At 69.9% G+C, this 15,841-nt stretch carries 14 protein-coding genes and 1 pseudogene; 8 read left to right on the top strand and 7 right to left on the bottom strand.

Annotated elements, in window-relative coordinates; translation table 11 throughout:
* Positions 1–36 precede the first annotated feature (36 nt).
* Both IF02_RS0101065 and IF02_RS0101060 read left to right on the top strand, forming a co-directional pair.
* Positions 37–672, top strand: coding sequence for a TetR/AcrR family transcriptional regulator (locus IF02_RS0101065; RefSeq protein ID WP_030152964.1), 636 nt, complete (start codon positions 37–39; stop codon positions 670–672).
* 388 nt (positions 673–1,060) lie between these two features.
* Entirely contained in the window at positions 1,061–1,924 is an 864-nt protein-coding gene (locus IF02_RS0101060) for a helix-turn-helix domain-containing protein (protein ID WP_030152962.1), read from the top strand.
* 236 nt (positions 1,925–2,160) lie between these two features.
* On the opposite strand, the gene IF02_RS32905 is transcribed toward IF02_RS0101060, so the two are convergent.
* Positions 2,161–3,837: an ice-binding family protein gene (locus IF02_RS32905; RefSeq protein ID WP_234318051.1), complete on the bottom strand. Its 1,677-nt coding sequence runs from the start codon at positions 3,835–3,837 to the stop codon at positions 2,161–2,163.
* 759 nt (positions 3,838–4,596) lie between these two features.
* Positions 4,597–5,496 (bottom strand): NAD-dependent epimerase/dehydratase family protein, encoded by a 900-nt coding sequence (locus IF02_RS0101050; RefSeq protein WP_030152959.1) that lies wholly within the window; start codon positions 5,494–5,496, stop codon positions 4,597–4,599.
* Between the two features lie 840 nt (positions 5,497–6,336).
* Between IF02_RS0101050 and IF02_RS0101045 the strand changes: the two genes are divergently transcribed.
* Together IF02_RS0101045 and IF02_RS0101040 are read left to right on the top strand one after the other, a co-directional pair.
* Positions 6,337–7,068 carry an ANTAR domain-containing protein gene (locus IF02_RS0101045; protein WP_030152957.1) on the top strand — a complete coding sequence of 244 codons (732 nt, stop codon included), beginning with the start codon at positions 6,337–6,339 and terminating at the stop codon, positions 7,066–7,068.
* 5 nt (positions 7,069–7,073) lie between these two features.
* Positions 7,074–7,802, top strand: a complete 729-nt coding sequence (locus tag IF02_RS0101040) for a GAF and ANTAR domain-containing protein (RefSeq protein ID WP_030152955.1) — start codon at positions 7,074–7,076, stop codon at positions 7,800–7,802.
* A gap of 443 nt (positions 7,803–8,245) precedes the next feature.
* Here IF02_RS0101040 and sigJ read toward each other — a convergent pair whose 3' ends face one another.
* Positions 8,246–9,199, bottom strand: coding sequence for an RNA polymerase sigma factor SigJ (sigJ, locus tag IF02_RS0101035; protein WP_030152953.1), 954 nt, complete (start codon positions 9,197–9,199; stop codon positions 8,246–8,248).
* A 171-nt stretch (positions 9,200–9,370) separates the two neighbouring features.
* Here sigJ and IF02_RS0101030 point away from each other — a divergent pair, with 171 nt between their 5' ends.
* The 3 genes and pseudogenes from IF02_RS0101030 to IF02_RS33395 all read left to right on the top strand — a co-directional run.
* Positions 9,371–9,775, top strand: coding sequence for a hypothetical protein (locus tag IF02_RS0101030; RefSeq protein WP_030152951.1), 405 nt, complete (start codon positions 9,371–9,373; stop codon positions 9,773–9,775).
* A 309-nt stretch (positions 9,776–10,084) separates the two neighbouring features.
* Positions 10,085–10,684, top strand: coding sequence for a hypothetical protein (locus IF02_RS0101025; RefSeq protein ID WP_158708431.1), 600 nt, complete (start codon positions 10,085–10,087; stop codon positions 10,682–10,684).
* A 147-nt stretch (positions 10,685–10,831) separates the two neighbouring features.
* Positions 10,832–11,379 (top strand): annotated as a pseudogene (locus tag IF02_RS33395) (hypothetical protein); the annotation flags it as partial.
* Between the two features lie 667 nt (positions 11,380–12,046).
* Here IF02_RS33395 and IF02_RS0101015 read toward each other — a convergent pair.
* From IF02_RS0101015 to IF02_RS0101000, 4 genes are all read right to left on the bottom strand, one after another.
* A complete protein-coding gene (locus IF02_RS0101015; RefSeq protein ID WP_030152948.1) occupies positions 12,047–12,388 on the bottom strand; it encodes a MerR family transcriptional regulator in 342 nt (113 codons plus the stop codon).
* A 963-nt stretch (positions 12,389–13,351) separates the two neighbouring features.
* A complete protein-coding gene (locus tag IF02_RS0101010) occupies positions 13,352–13,795 on the bottom strand; it encodes a DUF2267 domain-containing protein (RefSeq protein ID WP_030152946.1) in 444 nt (147 codons plus the stop codon).
* 50 nt (positions 13,796–13,845) lie between these two features.
* Positions 13,846–14,241, bottom strand: a complete 396-nt coding sequence (locus tag IF02_RS0101005; RefSeq protein ID WP_030152945.1) for a DUF2267 domain-containing protein — start codon at positions 14,239–14,241, stop codon at positions 13,846–13,848.
* A 99-nt stretch (positions 14,242–14,340) separates the two neighbouring features.
* Positions 14,341–14,775: an Hsp20/alpha crystallin family protein gene (locus IF02_RS0101000; RefSeq protein WP_030152943.1), complete on the bottom strand. Its 435-nt coding sequence runs from the start codon at positions 14,773–14,775 to the stop codon at positions 14,341–14,343.
* Positions 14,776–14,904: 129 nt separating this feature from the next.
* Between IF02_RS0101000 and IF02_RS0100995 the strand changes: the two genes are divergently transcribed.
* Positions 14,905–15,567 carry a hypothetical protein gene (locus IF02_RS0100995; protein WP_030152941.1) on the top strand — a complete coding sequence of 221 codons (663 nt, stop codon included), beginning with the start codon at positions 14,905–14,907 and terminating at the stop codon, positions 15,565–15,567.
* The last annotated feature ends 274 nt before the right edge of the window (positions 15,568–15,841 follow it).

Below are 15,841 nucleotides of genomic sequence, written 5' to 3'. Positions count from 1 at the left end.
CGCGAACCCACCACCGACGGGCGGAGAAACCGGCACATGCCAAAGCGCGTTGATCACGGAGAACGGCGGAGCCAGATCGCCGAGGCGCTCATCCGTGTCGCCGGACGGCGAGGTCTGCACGCCGTCGGCATGCGCGACGTGGCCGCCGAGGCGGGCGTGTCCCTCCGGCTCGTGCAGTACTACTTCGAGACCAAGGAGAAGCTGCTCTTCTACGGACTCCAGCACCTGACCGACCGCTTCACCGCGCGAGTGGGTGCCCGCCTGGCCGCCGCAGGTCCGGACCCGGGCCCGCGCGCGACGATCGAGGCGCTGCTGCTGGCCTCACTGCCGACCGACGAGGAGAGCCGCACCTTCCATCTCCTCTACAGCTCCTACTCGATCCTCTCGGTGACCGATGAGGCACTGGCCGCCCAGCCCTTCATCGACAACCCCGACGCCGCCGAGAACGCCCTGGCCGGCCTGCTCGAACAGGCCCAGGCGTCGGGCCTGGCCGACCCGGGCGTCGCCGCGCGCACGGAGGCGATCAGCCTGCTCGCGATGACGGCGACCATGGGCACCAGCATCCTGGTGGGGCAGCGGACCCCGGAGTCGGCGGTCGCGGTACTCCGTCACCACCTGGACCGGATCTTCACGGTCGCCGAGACGCCGTCGAACGGCGCGGGCCCGGTCTGACTCCGGCAGCTCCGAGTGAGTGGGCGCGGCCGTTCCCGCCTAGCCGCGGTGTCGTGGCGACCGCGACACAACGACCCCGGCACATTCACACGCCGGGGTCGCCCTTCCGGGCCGCCGCACGTGAGAGTGCATTGACCCACTTGTCATGGTATGCCCCGTGGCGAGTGCGCGACATAAGGGGCTTTTCGCCGCACCGCGGGCCGCCCTCTCCCGGCGCTGGCATATTGCGGGGAAACCTGCGCTGACCTGCGGTTCAGTCGGGCGCCCAAGGCCGCTCTTCGCCCGGCGCTCACCACCGTGCACGACACGGCGCCAAAGCGGATCCAGCTGTCCCGGCCGTGGCAATCTGCTCGCTCGGGCAAGGTTTTCGAGCGGAGGTACGCGTCCTGTGGGGGTCACTGTCAATCCCACCGTCAGCAGGCGCCGACTGGGGGCGGAGCTACGCCGGCTCCGGGAGAACTGCGGTTTGACGACGCAGCAGGTTGCGGAGCGCCTGTTGATCTCCCAACCCAAGATCAGTCTGTTGGAGAACGGCCGTCGCCTCGCCAAGCCGCGCGACGTACGCGATCTCTGCGGGCTGTACGGGGTTCAGGATCAGCGGCGAGTCGACCATCTGATGCAGCTGGCCAGGGAATCGGGTCAGCAGGGCTGGTGGAACTTCTACGGCGACATCCCGTACGGCGCCTACATCGGCCTGGAGGCCGAGGCGGCCGCGATCCGGCTCTACGAGCCGCTGGTGATCCCCGGCCTGCTGCAGACCCCGGCCTATGTCCGGGCGGTCATCGCAGGAACGATGCCTCACGTCACGCCCGAACAGGCCGCCGCACGCCTCCAGGTGCGGCTGCGGCGCCAGGACCGACTGAAGGCCCCGCGGAATCCCATGCGCTTATGGGCCGTACTGGACGAATCGGCACTGCGGCGCGTCGTGGGCAGTCGCGAGGTCATGCGCAAGCAGCTTGACCATCTGACCCACCTCAGCGCCCAGCCGCACATCACCCTGCAGGTCCTCCCTCACGATGTGGGTGCGCACCCGGGTGTCTCGGGGCAGTTCTCGCTGCTGGAGTTCGCCGACGCCACCGACGCGAGCGTGGTGTATCTGGAAAGGTTCACCAGCGACCTCTATTTGGAGAAACGATCCGACGCGCGGCTCTACAGCGACATATATGCGCACTTGCAGGCTCAGGCGCTGGGCCCGGACAGTACCCGGCGCCTCATCGACGAAGTCGTCGCGGCGTACGCCGGCCCGGGATGATGCGAGGGACGATCTCGGAGCTGTTCCCTCGCGAGTGCCGCTGAGCCCCTGGACGATGTGTCCAGGGGCTCAGCGGCCGAACGGCGGACGGTACGTCCTGCGCGCTTGACCGGGCTTCAGTCCCTGCCACCGACGCTTACGCAGCCGTCGGTGACGGGGGGACGGATCGTTCGCCGATCCGGCCGAGTGCCTGTAACCGGAGGGTCAGGGCGTGAGGCGGTCACGTCTGCGATGGGCTAGTCCTGTCGAGTCGCCGTACCTCGCCGGATTCGCTTCCTGGTGAAGAGGACCGAGCCTCCGATGAATGCCAGCAGTGCCGCAGAGGTGGCCATGATGCCGGTCCCGCTGCTTGAGCCGGCCCCCTCCGGCTGCTGACCGGTGGCGGCGCTCACGTGGGCGAAGTTGACGGTCTTGGCCGCGTTGCCGGGACCCGCGTTGCCGGGACCCGCTTGGACGGGACCTGGTTGGACGGGACCCTCTTGGCCGGGAGCACCGCCCTCGCTGTTCGGCAGGAAGTCGGCCCACGGCGGAGTGAACTCGTCGCGGTCGTCCCGACCGTTGTCGCCCTCGCCCTTGTCGTGGTCGTGATCGCCGTCCTCGTCCTTGTCGTGGCGGCCGTGCTCGCCGTTGTCCTCGCCCTGGTCCTGGTCCTTGTCCTTGTCGTGGCGGCCGTGCTCGCCGTTCTCGTCCTTGTCGTGGCGGCCGTGCTCGCCCTTGTCCTTGTCCTTGTCTTTGTCCTTGCCGTGGCCGTAGTGCCCCTTGTCGCCGCGAGGCCCCTTGGGTCCGGCGGGTCCAGCGGGTCCGGTGGGTCCTACAGGTCCTGCGGGTCCGGTCGGGCCGGGGGCACCGGCGGAGCCGGTCGGGCCGGGGGCTCCGGGGACACCGGGTGCGCCGGGGGCACCGGCGGAGCCGGTCGGGCCAGGGGCGCCAGGAGCGCCGGGTGCGCCAGGGGCACCGGGGCTGCCGGTCGGGCCAGGGGCGCCGGGGGCGCCAGGAGCGCCGGGTGCGCCAGGGGCACCGGGGCTGCCGGTCGGGCCAGGGGCGCCGGGGGCGCCAGGAGCTCCGGGTGCGCCGGGGCTGCCGGTCGGGCCGGGGGCTCCGGGGACACCGGGTGCGCCGGGGGCGCCGGTCGGGCCGGGGGAGCCGGTCGGGCCAGGGGCTCCGGGGACACCAGGAGCGCCGGTCGGGCCGGGGCTACCGGTCGGGCCGGGGCTGCCGGTCGGGCCGGGGCTGCCGGTAGGACCGGGGCTGCCGGTCGGCCCGGGAGGACCGCTCGGCCCGGGCGGGCCAACGACGCAGTCCGGCCTCGTAATGGTGTTGTTGTCCATCGTGACCGCGCCATTGCGCGCCAGGGCGCGGCCTTCGATCACGGCGCTGTTGTTCAGCGTGATGGACTGCATGGCCAGGATGGTGCCCTTGAACTGGGTGGTCGTGCCGAGGGTGGCGGAGCTGCCCACCTGCCAGAACACGTTGCAGGCATTTGCTCCGTTGATGAGGGCCACGACACTCGACGAAGCCGTGGTCAGGGTCGTGGGGATCCGGAAGATGAAGACGGAGTTGGGGTCGTTCTGGCCGTCGAGGGTGACCGTATTGGTGAGTTGCAGGGACGGCGGGGACGCCGGGGCCGTGTAGACGCCGGGTGCCAGCGTCAGTCCGCCGATCTCGTCCGAAGCGAGAATGGTCCCGGGCCCCCGGCCTGCCGCGTCGTCGTAGGCGACGACGAGGTCGGACTTCGCCTGAGCGGCGGCGGCGTTGGGGGCCACGCGCGTCACTCCGTTGACGATGCCGGGCGGGAAGCCGGTCACCGATGTGCCCGGATAGAGCCCCACGTCGCCGTTGATGACGGTGGGGTTCGTGTTGGTGACCGTCGAACCGGCCAGGACCCCGTAACTGGTGGTGGTCCCCAGCAACACGGTGGATTCCGCGGCGTGAGCGAGGTTCGGGACCAGGGCGGCCGACGCCAGGAGCGCTGCGGGGAGCAGGGCAAAGGCTCCCCGTTTGAGCAGACTGCGTTGAGGGCTTGTGTCGGGTGGAGCTGACCGGATGACGTCCAATGCCATAGCAGGACCTTTCTTGTTGCTTCGATCCGCAGTCCTCCCACAGGAGGATTCCGAGCGCCCGCGACGATGACTGCTCAGGGCCGCAAGCTCCCTACCTGCGCCGGCGCGCAGGCTCAACCTGGGCCGGGGATCGCGGAGTGACTCCCTGCCCGTGGCGATGATGCGCCGTCACCCGGCAGTATTGACGCATATTTCACAGCAATAGCCCACATATCGGAAAAAGGGTCTGCATGGGTGACGCAGCGTCAGGAAAGCGGATGTCCCGCACGCCCGTGCGAATCGGTTGCGCGGTCACAGTGGGGAGCGGGCGCGTACGGGCCGGACCTGATCCGCTTGGCGCGCGAGGCCGGCGGCTCAGCTGCCCCGCGGCCCTCGACGCGCGGGCGGACGTGGCGGGGGGGTCGGCGGCGAAGGCGGTGCGCCGGGCGCGCTGCGATCAGAAGGACGCGCACTTCGCAGCCGCCGAAGCCGGGCATCCGCTGCTGCCGCACGGCTGAACCGGCGGGCGTCCGTGGGCGACCCCGCTCCGCGGAGCCGAGTCCGAAGTCACGTGCGGACGCCATGCGTTGCCGGTCCGACCCCATGGCGGCGGGCTCCGTGGAGCCGCCCCGTTCAGCCGGCGCGCATACCCGCCCGGTGGTCCGGGTAGCGGGGGGTCCAGCCGAGTTCGCGGGTCGCCTTCGCGTGCGAGACCCGCAGCCGCGTGTCGAGCATGAGCGCCCCGAGGTACGGGACCATGAGGCGCAGCGCCCACCCGGGCAGCAGGAGCCGTCGTCCGCCGCGCGCCGCGGCGAGTTCGCCCCAGTGGGACGGCCGGTCGTCGGCGATGTTGTACGCCTCGCCCGCCCGGCCCCGCGTCAGCGCGGCGACGGTGGCCTCGGCGGCGTCCTCGACGTGGACCCACGGCACCACGCCGCCCCCGCCCATCGGGACGGGCGTGGCCCGGCTCCCCGGGGTGGGGTCGAACCAGGTCCCCGGGCCGTAGAACACCCCGTACCGCAGCGCGGTCCCCGCCACGTGACCGGCGGAGAAGAGCCGCCCCTCGGCCTCCAGGAGGCCGGTGATCACGTGGTCGGCGACGCCGCCGCCGCGGACCCCGAACGGGTCCTCCTCGGTGACGAACCGGTCCCCGTGGTCGTGGTAGCCGTAGCCGAGGACGAGGGACTGGGTGAGGAACCGGCCCGCCCCGAGGGCGCCGGCCGCCTCCAGCAGGTTCGCCGTGCCCCGCGCGCGCAGCACGTTGCCGGGATCGTCCGCGGTCAGCGTCCGCTTGGGCCTCTTGAGCGCGGTGAGTTGGTGGATCACCGCGTCGGCCGCCAGACCGTCCAGGGCGCGCAGCAGGCCGTCCCGGTCCAGCGCGTCGGCGCGTACGGGCTCCGCGCCGAGGGCGCGCACGGCCGCGGCGGAGCCGTCCGTCCGGGCGAGGGCCAGCACCTCGTGCCCGCCGCGTATCAGGGCGCGGGTCAGCGGACGGCCGATGGCACCGGTCGCTCCGGCGAGCAGGACTCTCATCGTCAACCTCCTGGGGCGGGCCGCACGGCTTCACGGGTACGCCCAGTGGACAACGGCCCCGGCCCGTACGTGACATGCCACCCGCCCCGGCCGCCGTGATCCGAGTCACGGCGTCCGCGGCCCGCGCAGCCGGTCCGGCCGCGGTGAGGCGACTCGAGCAACCCGACCCGGCCCACGGCGAGCGTGATCGACGCAGTCGCGTGCCCGGGGCCCCGGTGTCCATCGGCCCTGAAGGCGTTCCGTTCTTGCTGGTGGAGAGCCGTTGGCTCCCGCGCCCACACCCCGAGGGTGGGCCCGGGAACCACCGGTCGACCGTGCCCGGGCGCGACAGCCAGGGCACGGAAAGCCACGGCCGTCGGGCCGCGCACTCGTACAGCCACTCAAACAGCCACTCAGACAGCCACTCGTACAGGCATTCGTTCAGGACGGACGATCACGGGGTCTGGGTGATCGGTGACACGCCCTCCGCAGCCACGGGGTCCGGGTGGCTGTGAGGACCGGATGATCACGGGGTCTGGGTGATCACCGACGGCCGTGCCGACGCCCCGGAGCCGACTGCAACGGCCCGTGCAGGAGGCACGGGCGTACAGCGGTGACGGGCCGTGAACGGCTGGCCGGGACCCATGGTGGCAACACATATGGCGTAGCGGCAGCCGTGACGCAGCGCATTCACCCGATCGCTGAGAGAGTGACGTTTCTCCGTACTGACGCACAAACATCGGTACGCCCCGGCCCGGACCCGGCGTTCCGGAAGGCCCCGCCGGGGGGCCTTGACCAGGTCTAGGCTGGAGATGACCTCGCGGCCTGCGGGATCCGGGGCGGGGCGGGGAGGTGTGACGCATGGCGGGCAGCCCGGAGATGGCCACCGTCCTCGCCGACCTGCGTCCCGACGTGGGCAGCGCGGACTTCTTCGGCGGCGACCCCACCCGGTGCGCGATCGTGCTGGGCTTCGACGGGATCGCGGTCTCCCTCACCACCTCGCAGGGCTTCAGCGAGCTGGTCTGGTCCTCACCGGGCGTCAGCGCCCGCTTCGAGGACCTGCAGTTCACCCTCGGACAGGGGCCCGCCTGGGACGCGGCCGCCGGTCTCATCTCCGTGACCGAGCCCGATCTGCACACGATGACGGCGGACCGCTGGCCGGTGCTGGTGTCGGAAGCCGTCGCGCTCGGCGTCCGGACCGTGTTCTGCATGCCCCTGCACCTGGGCGGCGCCTGCCTGGGCACGGTGACCTTCCAACGCGCCACGCCCGGTCCCATGACGGCCCCGGCCCTTCTGGACGCCCGGCTCCTGGCGGCCGCCATGCTCGCCGTCATCCTCGACAAGCCCCCCACGGGGCAGGGGCCGACCACTGCCGGGGAACCCTCGAACTTCCACCGGGCGGCCGTGCACCAGGCCACCGGCATGATCAGCGTGCAGGCCGGCGTCACCCTCGCCCAGGCCCTGCTGCTCCTGCGCGCCTACTCCTACCGCCACGACCGCCCGGTGGCGGACGTCGCCGCCGACGTGGTGGCACGACGGGTGCATTTTCGAGAACAACCGGAGCCGGACGCATCTGGCCGAACGAAGGAGTGAAGGCCATGAACCGCGAGACCCGCGTCCTGGAAGTCGTCGTCGAAGCCGTCGACACCATGCTCGACGACTACGACCTGATCGACTTCCTGCAGCGCCTGTGCGAACGCTGCGTCGAGCTCCTCGACGTCTCCGCCGCGGGCGTCATGCTCGTCGACCACAGCGACACCCTCCAGCTCATCGCCGCTTCCGACGAGCACACACGGCTGCTGGAACTCTTCGCCCTCCAGCACGACGAGGGCCCCTGCGTCGAATGCCACCGCACCGGGCAGACCTGGCTCAACGTCGACCTCAACACCCCGGCCGCCACCGTCGGTTTCCCCGCGTTCGCGGCCCGCGCCCGCGAGGCCGGCTTCGCCACCACCCATGCCCTGCCCATGCGCCTGCGCCACCAGGTGATCGGCGCCCTCAACCTCTTCCACGAGCGCACCCGGACCCTCACCCCCGCCGACGTACGCCTCGCCCAGACCCTCGCCGACGTCGCCACCATCGCCATCCTCCAGCAGCGCACCATCGACCGCCAGACCGTCGAGCACCAGCAGCTGGAGGCGGCACTGAACAGCCGCATCACCATCGAACAGGCCAAGGGCATCCTCGCGGAACGCTGGCAGACCGACCCCGACGCCGCCTTCACCGCCCTGCGCCGCCACGCCCGTACCCACCGGATCAAACTCTCCGACCTCGCCACCCGCATCACCTCGGGCACGCTGGACACGGCCACCATCGACCGAACCTGACCGGCCACCCGCACCTGCCGAGGACGTACATCTGGAACGCGGAGAACCGCCTCACGGGGGCCACGAACTCCTACGACCCCCCGGGCCGCCGCATCGCCCGAACTCCAACGGGACTACAGGAGAGGCCGCAGCGCGTGCGCAACGGGGAGTGCAAGCCCCAATGCGGCTGCTTCCGGTCAGCTGGCGGTTGCCTCAGCCGTTGATCGGCACATTGCCGAGCCGGGTTGTCAGGAAGGACGCGAGGGTCAGCAGCCCTGCCGTACCCGCGATCAGCCGGGCGCGGCCGCGCGCCAGGGTCGCGAGAGTGAGGGGCTCAGCGCATGTTCGTTGGCTCCAGTGCATGGCTGCTTGTGGGGCCGGGGCCTGCCGACGGGTCTGAGTGGTGAAGGCGGGGGAGGACCCGGGTCAGACCTGTGGTGCGTCACCGCATTCACGGCGCCGGGTCAGCTCTGTCCGTTCTCGGTCCACGGACGGAGTTTCTCCGGGTTGCGGACCGCCCAGATGCGGGTGATGCGGCCGCCAGTGAGGCTGAACGCCGCCACGGTGACGGTGACGCCGGCGTGTTGGGCGACCAGGCCGGGCCGGCCGTTGACCGTCCGCTCCAGGAGCGTCAGCCCAGGGGCCTTGTCGGCGATGTGGATCAGGTACTGGGCGATGCGCTCGCTGCCCTCGACCGGGCGCAGGGCGGTGCCGACCATGCCGCCGCCGTCGGCGGTCATCGTGGCGCCGGGGTCGAGGAGGTCGACGAGGGCCTTGATGTCCTTGGCCTCCCACGCCTCCTTGAAATTCCGCACCAGACCCGCCTGCCCGGCCGTCGCAGCCGCCGGAGCCTGCGCGGCGCCAATACGCCGGCGGGCCGAGGACGCCAGCTGCCGGCAGGCCGCGGGCGTCCGGCCGACGATCTCGGCTACCTCGGCGAAGGGGTACCGGAAGACGTCGTGCAGGATGAACGCCACCCGTTCGGCCGGCGTCATCGACTCCAGCACGACGAGGAAGGCCATGTTCACCGACTCGTCCAGGGTGATCCGGTCGGCGGGGTCGGCCGGCTCGGTCCTGCCGCCGCTCGCCGATCCGCCGAACCACTCCGTACGGTCGGGCAGCGGCTCGGGTATCCATGCGCCGACGTAGCGCTCGCGCCGGGCCCTCGCCGAGCCGAGCATGTCCAGGCAGATGCGGCTGGCCACCGTCGTCAGCCAGGCGCCGGGAGACTCGATGGCCTCCTGCCGTTGGCGCGACATCGCGTACCAGCGGGTGTAGGTCTCCTGCACGGCGTCCTCGGCCTCGGACAGCGAACCGAGCAGCCGGTAGGCGAGATTGATCAGCTGGCGCCGCTCGTCGACGACGGCGCTCAGGCCCGGCTCGGACCGTTCATGCCCTGGCTCGAATGGGGTGCTCATGGTCGCGACCGCTCCCTGGTTCTTCTCGTCCGATTCCGCTCTCGACACTTCGACGAAACACCGCACCGGAGTGTGAGGTCGGCGCTTCGCCTCACATTTCGCGGAGCTGCGTCGTCGGACCACCGAGACACTACTGATCCATCGCCGCGAGGCAGATGAGGGGACCGCGTCATGGCCACACAGACGACGGCAGTACAGGGCAGAGTCACGTTCCCGCAGGTCGCGGTAGCCCTGCAGACGTTGGCCCTCTTCTTCCAGGCGGTCACCGCCGGAATGCTGCTGTCCTCGTCCCACGGCTACGTACTGCACGACGCCGGATCGAAGGTGATGTACGGCGCGTCGATGCTGTACGTACTCGCCACGATCCTGGCGTGGAGGCCGGGCGGCGGGTCACCCCGCCCCATCCTGTACGCGTCCGGCTTCCTCGTACTCGCTTCGGTGCAGGTGGTGCTGGGCGTCGCGCACATGCCGTCGTTCCATGTCCCCCTGGGCATCCTGATGTTCGGCTTGAGCGTGCTGGCGCTGGGCCAGGCGCTGTCCACCCGCTGGTCGGAGCGCACCGGCACCCGGTCGTAGCCGCCGCGCGATGCAGGCCTGCTGGGAAGAAGGCCGCCGAGCAGGGGCCAATCGGCGGCAAGTGGTCCGGGACTCCCGTAGCTCTGGCCAGACCGGTCAGCGACGGTCACACCAGCTCTGCCAAGGCCCCGGAGGGGCAGAAGCGGCCCGAGGCCGTTGCTGACGATGATGCATGTTGACTCTTGTGCGTGGGGACGGTTAGTCGGAGGCTGCTCGTCACCTAGGTCCGCGGGTTGCACCGGTCCGCGCCTGCACAGGTCGATATCGACAGGCGTCCTTGCGGGATCGTTTCTAAAACGGGGAGGGAATATGGAATGGGGGACAGTTATCGCCGTCCTCATCGGCGGACTTATCGGCTTGAGTGGTGACGCTATAGGAAGAATAGGGGCTCGCCGCCAAGCGCAGGTAGCCCGACGGGAAAATTTGGAGGACGCCGAGATAGCTCGACGCCAGGCCATTGAAGACGACAGCAGGAAGGAGAAGGGGGCCAGAGAGATGCGTGCTGTGGAAAGCATCCTCTCCGCCTATCTTGAGAACCCTATCGGGCTCGTGAATCAGCCCAGGGAAGAGACCGTGCTGAGCATCACCAAGATATTCACGGTCTTGGGGTTCGAGCAGTCCTTCATTCTCAATGGCGAGCTGCGTCAACGCGTCGCCGAGATATGTCACTTCCTGGATCTTGCGGCAGTAGGTGACGTGGGCGCGTACTCACCTGCAGAGGTGGGCTTCCTGGCCAGAAACGAGACCCGGATGCTGATGGGAGCGTGGGCTAGAGGGGAGGAATTGCCGGATTCCATCGAAGGGTGGGGAGAGATCCGGCGCAGCCGTGCAGAGATAGAGGCGCGCTGGCAGCAACATTTGCGCGATGCCGGCTTGAGGGTGAAAATACCGCCACTGTCCATCTATTAAGGTGCGGCCTGGTCCTGGATGGAGAGGTCGGTGGAGCCTCAATGGGTGAGCATCCCCCTTGAGTCATCTTGAAAACCGTCCTGGCACGAGTCACCCTGGGTTCAAAACACACACCCACCGCACGTGAACGGCCCCTGACCGGCTAGTGCGGGGGCGGTCAACTTCCGCGAGTACGCCGTTCAGCGGGTGGACGAGCGCGGTTTGGAGGAGACCACCGACGAGCTCTACCAGCGGTTGCTGCGGCTGCACATCCTGCCCACCTTCGAGGAACGGGACCTTGACCAGATCACCCCGCCCCATGTGCGCACCTGGCGCGCGGAACGTCTCAAGGTCACCGGAGGGACGACCGTCGCCAAGTCGTACCGGCTACTGAGCGCCATCATGGGGACCGCCGAGGATGATGAGTTGATCAGACGGAATCCCTGCCGGATCAAGGGTGCGGGGAAGGAATCGCCGGCCGAGTGGTCCACCGCCACCGTGGACCAGGTCGATGCCGTCGCCAAGGCCATCGGGTCACGCTGCGGTTGATGGTCTACATCGCCGCTTACGGTCCGGCTCGGCCCGAGGAACTGGCAGGCCTACCCGATGACTTCACCTTCTACGACCTTCGTCACACCCGGCACACCCTCTCGCCCCAGTCGGGGGCCATCCTGAATGGCACGATGGTGCGCGCCGGCCAGTCTTCGGAGAAGGCGGAAGCGCGCCGGCGGCCTGGGTGACACGGCCCAGCGCGGCGAGTGCGGCCAACGTGTCGGCCGCGGCCGCGGGGGCCTGCGGGGCGGAGACGCTGTGCGAGGAGCCCGCGGCGGGTGCCAACTCGGCTGCCTGCGCGGTGTAGGAGAGCAACCCAGCCGTCGCGGCCATCGTCAGGGCGAGACCGGTGGCGATGCAGGCATACGGCTTCCCTTTTCTGGTCGGCACATGGACATCACCGACAGCGATACCTGTCACACCGTCACCCGGGCGGTCACAGACCGCAACCGGACCGCACCCGTCCAGGGCAGGGGGCGCTCGGCGGCCTTCGGCCTGCCGGCTGCGGGGTGACTGCTGTCGAGAAGCACCAAGGACAGCTGCGCTCGAACCAGCACTCTGACGACGAGCGTCAGCAGGAGGTCGCCGGGGGCATCGACGCCAGAGTGCGCGCCGCCCGCGACAAGGGGTTGGTGAAGAGGCCGGCGAGGGGCGCCCGACGACGGGTGGGTGGGGAGGGCTTCAGGCTTCCCTCGCCCACCGACTCTGAGATTGGCTGCGTGTGCCGTTCGGCCGCGTCCGGCGGCCGGGGTACGGCACGGCACACGGCCTCGGTCGCTCCCGCTGTGAAACGCCCCGGCCCACGGCATCCTTGGCTCGTAGGCGCAGCCGTCACACTGCGGATGGTGGATTGGGTGTTCCGGTGGTGCGGCGGTATTCGGCGTTGATGCGCTGGGCTTCCGCGAGCTGGTCTTCGAGGATGACGATGCGACAGGCCGCCTCGATGGGGGTGCCCTGGTCGACGAGCTCTCGCGCGCGGGCGGCGATGCGCAGCTGGTAACGGGAGTAACGGCGGTGTCCGCCCTCTGAGCGGAGCGGGGTGATGAGGCGGGCTTCTCCGATGGCGCGGAGGAAGCTTTGGGTGGTGCCTAGCATGGCTGCGGCCCGGCCCATGGTGTAAGCGGGGTAGTCGTCGTCGTCGAGACGATCGTCGAACGATTCGTGTGCTGTCATTTGCACCTCTCTCCGTGGAACGCGTGGAGGGGCCCTGGTGCCGTACGGCACCAGGGCCCCGAAGGAACTGCTACACCATCTGCCGACCCTAGTACCGCGTCGGCCTTCTGTTTCCGCGGGCCTGGCCTGCACTCGGCCGGGGGCGCGGGGATCGCGGTTGCTTGACCGGAGACCACCTCACTATCGATGTCCTGCGGTACCCGGGCTCAGACTTCGACCCGGGCGATCCTGATGGCGGTCAACTCCTCCGTTCTTCCCTCTGGACCGATCACTTGCCAAACGGGGGACTGCGTACTGCTGGTACTGCGAACTGCACTTACTGAACTGCCACTGCGTCAACTGCGGTACTGCTCGTGGCAGCCCCTGATCACTGCGGGCCGCCCGGTCCGGTCGTCAGCCCCGTCGCCGTCCTGCGTCTGCTCTGGCTTCGGAACTCCACCACCGCACCGCCCTGCGTACTGCGTGAACTGATGCCCGGCAGTTCGTCTCTCCGGGCCTTGCTCGATCTTGGCTACGAGAGAAACCATAGCCATGCAGCAATCGAATGTCTACTGTGGCCATCACAGATTTTCATGTGTTCGACGAGGAGGTAATCGGGGTCGAACGCAACCCTGTATCCGCGGGCTGGGCAGCCGGCAGGTGCTACCGCCTCCAGCCGTCCCACCGCCTCGGCGGGCTGAGTGGGCGGATCGTAGGGGCCGGGCCGCCAGGGTGGGGCGAAGAACAGAGTCGGCTTCCATGTCGAAGCCTGACGCGTTGCTCGTGAGCGTCGCCGCCCTGGTGGAGTCCGGGCAGAGCAACCGGATGTCCCTGACCGTGGTCACCGGCGGTGCGGTCATCACTCCGACCACTGCCCCGCCACTACGACCAGAACCCGCCCTCACTCGTGTAGGGGGTGTGCCGACAGCGGCGCCCGCCCCTGCGGTCAGGCGTTGCGGAAGTCCGGGAACGGGTCGGGCGGGATCAGGCGGCGGGCTGGGGCTGCCGCAGTTCTGCCTGGCCGAAGAGGAGTGCGTAGCCGCCGGGAAGCCGGTGGAGGATTCGGGCGAGGAGGTCGGGGCCTGCGAGCCGGGAGACGACGGCGAGTACGGCGCCGGTGTCCCAGCGCGTGGTGGCAGGGGTGCCCCCGGTGCGGGCGGCCAGGTCTTTGACGAAGCCCCAGCCGGTGAGTTGTTCGGTGTCGGGGATCTGGGCGGTCAGGGTGAGGGCGGCCTCGACGGGCAGGCACTGCGCGAGGTCGACGCGTTCGTCCCCTGTGATCTGCCGGCCGAGGGCGGCCAGGACGGAGCGGACGGCTTCCTCGGCGCGTTCGCGAGTGGGATAGGCGCCTTCGTAGCGCACGCGTTCCAGCATCTGGTCGAACGTCATGGCCGCGAGGGACGGGTTCGCTCGAGGCTGGTCGTACATGGTGCTGAGGTTGCCTTTCTCTTCGAGGGCTCGGTTCATGCCGGCCGCGGTCAGGTGGGCTGGGGGTGGCCGAAGAGGAGGTCGTAGCCGGGCGGGAGCTGCAGCAGGACCTCGCGCATGAGGGCGTCTCCCGCCGCGGCGGCCACGGTGGAGAGGACCGCGCCGATGTCCCACAGGGCCGTCTTCTCGGTGGCGCCTTCGATCCAGGCCGCAGTCGCGCGGATGAAGCGTTCAGGTGAGAGCGGTTCGGCGGCCTGCAGGGGGTTGAGGAGGATCAGGGCGTACGTCTCGGGGAGCCGGGCGGCGAGCTCGGCCCGTACGGTGCCGACCAGGTGTGCGCCCAGCAGGGCCAGGACGACGCGGGCTGCCCGTTCGGCCTCCTCCCGGGTCTGATACTCGCCGCGTTCCTGGACGTGGTCCAGGAACGCTTCCCGGCTCATCGTCATCACGTCACCTCCGGATGGGGGTGAAGGGGCGAGAGTGCGGAGGACGGGGTGCCGGAGGGGGAATCGGTTCCCCGTCCTCCGCCGCTGGTGCCGGGCTCTTCAGCCGGAGATCTGCTTGCGGCCGGACTCGCCGCCGATGCTGATCTTCCGCGGCTTGGCGCGCTCGGCGATCGGGATCCGCAGGGTCAGGACACCCGCGTCGTAGTCGGCTTCGATGCGCTCGGTGTCGAGGGTGTCGGCCAGCATGATCTGGCGGGAGAAGACGCCGAGGGGTCGTTCGGAGAGCTCCATCTGCACGCCGTCGGACTTCTCCGCGGGCCGGCGCTCGGCCTTCACGGTGAGCATGTTCCGTTCGACGTCGATGTCGATCGCCTCGGTGCTCACGCCGGGGAGGTCGAAGGCGATCACGTACGCGTCGCCCTGGCGGTAGGCGTCCATCGGCATCACGGACGGCTTCGACCATGTGCCCGACGCACCAGAGAGCTGCTGAACGATCCGGTCCATCTCGCGGAACGGGTCAGTGCGCATCAACATCGCGAAACACCTCCAGTTGGTTCAGGCAGGAACTGCCAATGCGCTTCAACGTGCTCCCGTTGTAACATGTCATCGAAACGATGACAAGCAAGGAGTCATCTGGAGGATGACAGAGTCACGGAGAACGCAATGAACGAGGCCGCCGAGCCGACCACACCAGTCCCCTTCCTGGCTGCCGCCGCGGCACTGGAGGCCATCAACCAGGCCGTCAAGGACGCGCAGCAACCCTCCGCGAGAACAGCCGCTTCGCCGCCCGCGCCGGACTCGGGCCCGCACCCGGCTCTGGCTGCACTGCTGACGCTGCGCGAGATCCGTGAGCAGCTCGCCGGCTGGGAGAGCGGCCTGATCGAAACCGCCCGCGGGAACGGGGCGAGCTGGGCCGATCTCGCGGGGCCGCTCGGGGTCGCAAGTCGGCAGGCCGCCGAACGCCGCTACCTGCGCCTGCGCCCCGGCACCGCCGGAACCACCGGGGAACAGCGCGTCCAGGCCACCCGTGACACCCGCGCCGCCGACCGCACCGTTACCGCCTGGGCCCGCGACAACGCGGCCGCCCTGCGCCGACTCGCCGGGCAGGTCACCGCCCTCACCGGCCTCCCCGCCAACGCCCAGGGCGCCATCGGCGACCTGAACCTGGCCCTCGCCGACAACGACGCTGCCCGTCTCGTTCGCCCTCTGACCGCCACCCGGGCCCATCTGCGGCCCGAGGACGCCGAGCTCGCCGAACGTATTGACGCCCTGGCCCAGCACACGGACCAGCTCCGCCAGGACACCCATGACCAGCGGAACACGTGACACGGAACCGCGACCACACCGTCGCGGTCAGGCCCACGGTCGAGGCCGCCGAGCACTCCGCCGTCGCGGCCCTCGCGCCGAAGGGCCTGCGGCTCCGCCCTCGGCATGCTCGCCACCGTCCAGTCGCTCGGCAACCTCGCCGCCACCACGATCGCCGGCCTCCTGCGGACTCCGTTTCCCCGACCGCCGCCTTCGCCTACCTCGCCGCCTGGATGGGTGTCGCCCTCATTCCCGAACGTCGTTCATCGTTAGGCAGCCGTTCGACGCCAATGGC

Origin of the sequence: Streptomyces sp. NRRL S-244 (assembly GCF_000717915.1) — a bacterium.
Taxonomy (GTDB): Bacteria; Actinomycetota; Actinomycetes; order Streptomycetales; family Streptomycetaceae; genus Streptomyces.
Note: the sequence above shows the minus strand (reverse complement) of the source record. Positions and strands in the feature narration are given on the sequence as shown.

What these genes read in the sequence shown, in the direction of transcription:
- IF02_RS0101065 (WP_030152964.1), top strand. Translation starts at nt 37, where the DNA reads ATGCCAAAGCGCGTTGATCACGGAGAACGGCGGAGCCAGATCGCCGAG.
- IF02_RS0101050 (WP_030152959.1), bottom strand. Translation starts at nt 5,496, where the DNA reads ATGAGAGTCCTGCTCGCCGGAGCGACCGGTGCCATCGGCCGTCCGCTG.
- IF02_RS0101045 (WP_030152957.1), top strand. Translation starts at nt 6,337, where the DNA reads ATGGCGGGCAGCCCGGAGATGGCCACCGTCCTCGCCGACCTGCGTCCC.
- IF02_RS0101040 (WP_030152955.1), top strand. Translation starts at nt 7,074, where the DNA reads ATGAACCGCGAGACCCGCGTCCTGGAAGTCGTCGTCGAAGCCGTCGAC.
- sigJ (WP_030152953.1), bottom strand. Translation starts at nt 9,199, where the DNA reads ATGAGCACCCCATTCGAGCCAGGGCATGAACGGTCCGAGCCGGGCCTG.
- IF02_RS0101030 (WP_030152951.1), top strand. Translation starts at nt 9,371, where the DNA reads ATGGCCACACAGACGACGGCAGTACAGGGCAGAGTCACGTTCCCGCAG.
- IF02_RS0101025 (WP_158708431.1), top strand. Translation starts at nt 10,085, where the DNA reads ATGGAATGGGGGACAGTTATCGCCGTCCTCATCGGCGGACTTATCGGC.
- IF02_RS0101015 (WP_030152948.1), bottom strand. Translation starts at nt 12,388, where the DNA reads ATGACAGCACACGAATCGTTCGACGATCGTCTCGACGACGACGACTAC.
- IF02_RS0101010 (WP_030152946.1), bottom strand. Translation starts at nt 13,795, where the DNA reads ATGTACGACCAGCCTCGAGCGAACCCGTCCCTCGCGGCCATGACGTTC.
- IF02_RS0101005 (WP_030152945.1), bottom strand. Translation starts at nt 14,241, where the DNA reads ATGACGATGAGCCGGGAAGCGTTCCTGGACCACGTCCAGGAACGCGGC.
- IF02_RS0101000 (WP_030152943.1), bottom strand. Translation starts at nt 14,775, where the DNA reads ATGTTGATGCGCACTGACCCGTTCCGCGAGATGGACCGGATCGTTCAG.
- IF02_RS0100995 (WP_030152941.1), top strand. Translation starts at nt 14,905, where the DNA reads ATGAACGAGGCCGCCGAGCCGACCACACCAGTCCCCTTCCTGGCTGCC.